Origin of the sequence: Nocardioides cremeus (genome assembly GCF_030518195.1) — a bacterium.
Classification (GTDB): domain Bacteria; phylum Actinomycetota; class Actinomycetes; order Propionibacteriales; family Nocardioidaceae; genus Nocardioides; species Nocardioides cremeus.
Map to the genome: position 1 here is coordinate 1 of NZ_JAULSC010000057.1, position 1,509 is coordinate 1,509.

2 protein-coding genes are annotated in these 1,509 nt (G+C 66.6%); both read left to right on the forward strand.

The annotated features are described in order from the left end of the window. Positions 1-80 precede the first annotated feature (80 nt). On the forward strand, positions 81-1,148 hold the full coding sequence (locus QWJ41_RS20695; protein ID WP_302710360.1) for a tyrosine-type recombinase/integrase: 1,068 nt from the start codon (positions 81-83) through the stop codon (positions 1,146-1,148). Next, positions 1,148-1,509: hypothetical protein (locus QWJ41_RS20700; RefSeq protein ID WP_302710361.1), on the forward strand; the 362-nt coding region annotated here is incomplete at its 3' end. The genes QWJ41_RS20695 and QWJ41_RS20700, both read left to right, overlap by 1 nt.

The window sequence follows — 1,509 nt, forward strand, 5'->3', positions numbered from 1 at the left end:
TGGTCACGATATGCAGGTGATCCGTTCCCGGGTCGTCAGGACTCGGGAGGAGGGTTGCCGTATCGATCGGGGACTCCTCCATGGTCTTCACGCCGTGTCTGCTGCGCACACCTCGTCCGGGCGGCGGTGAGCTGATCCGGCTGGGTCATCCGCTGCTGGATGCCTATCTGGATCTCGTCACGGCCAGGGCTCGACCGAACACGGTGATCGCGACGGCCTTCGATCTGAAGGTCTTCTTCACGGTGGTCGGAAGGGACCCCGTCGAGGTCACCGTGAGCGATGTGTTGGCCTTCATCAAAGCTCAACGCGAACCGCGACACGGTGCCAAGGTGGTGCGGATCGAGGACGGCGAGCAAGGGCTGTCGGCGCGCACGATCAAACGCAGGCTCGCGAGCATCGCTGGGCTGTATGAGTATTTGATCATCCGCGGCGACACTGCTGTGGCCCAGAACCCAGTTCCTCGCGGTCTGGCGGTGCGGCGCCCTGGTCAACGAGCTGTGCGGGGTGTCCCGTTGATCCGCGCACCACGCACGCTGCCGCGGGTGATCGATCCGGTCCAGGCCGACGCTTTCGTCGCTGCGCTCCGTACGCGCCGCGACCGGGCGATGGTCGAGGCGATGCTGCTCGGCGGGCTGCGCCGCTGCGAGGTGCTCGGTCTACGTCTGGGCGACGTTCGGCCCGGTGAGAGCCGACTCTTCGTCGCTGAGGGCAAGGGCGGGCATCAGCGCATCGTGCCGGTGTCCCAGCGCTTCTTCGCGACCCTGGGCGGCTACCTCGACGAGGAGAGGCCTGAGGTCGCGATAGATGATCACGTCTTCGTGGTGCTGAAGGGACCTCGACGCGGCCAGCCGCTGTCGGCGGCTGGGTTGGACGAGATCGTTTCCGGCGCCCGGCGCCGCGCCGGGATCGAGCAGCTGACCTGCCACCAGCTGCGGCACACGTGCTTCACCCGGCTCCGTGAGGCCGGGATGGCGCTGGAGGCCATCCAGGCACAAGCCGGCCACCGCTCGATCGAGTCGACCCGGATCTACCTCCACCTGGCCAACGACTGGCTTGCTGAGGAGTATCGGCGCGCTAGCGAGGCGATCGACGCGCAAGGCATCGGCGATGACAGTCGTGACCTTGTCGACGACAGCGGTGAGTACTGATGCCGGCTGCGGTGCCGATGTCGGCCAGTCAGGGACAGGTCGAGCAGTACCTGTCCGCGATGAGGATGCTGGGTCGAAAGACCGGTCGTTCGACCACGCAGGCTGCCCACACGTTCGCGCGCCGAGTGGACCGGGCCGGTGGCTGGAGCCAACTCGCAATAGTCGAGCAGGCTGACGCGATCGGCAAGGCACGCTCGTTTGCCTCTTGGCTGCTGGTCACCGGCCAGCTCACCATCAGAGCCGACTTGATGACCGACATCGACCTGCGCCTGGGCATGGTCGCCCGCGGACACTGCCCCGACACCTATGCCTGGTTCCTCGAGGCAGCTGAGCGACTTCGACTGCAGCACGCGGACGTCAG

Coding starts and splice junctions, on each gene's coding strand:
- QWJ41_RS20695 (WP_302710360.1), top strand. CDS start 81: ATGGTCTTCACGCCGTGTCTGCTGCGCACACCTCGTCCGGGCGGCGGT.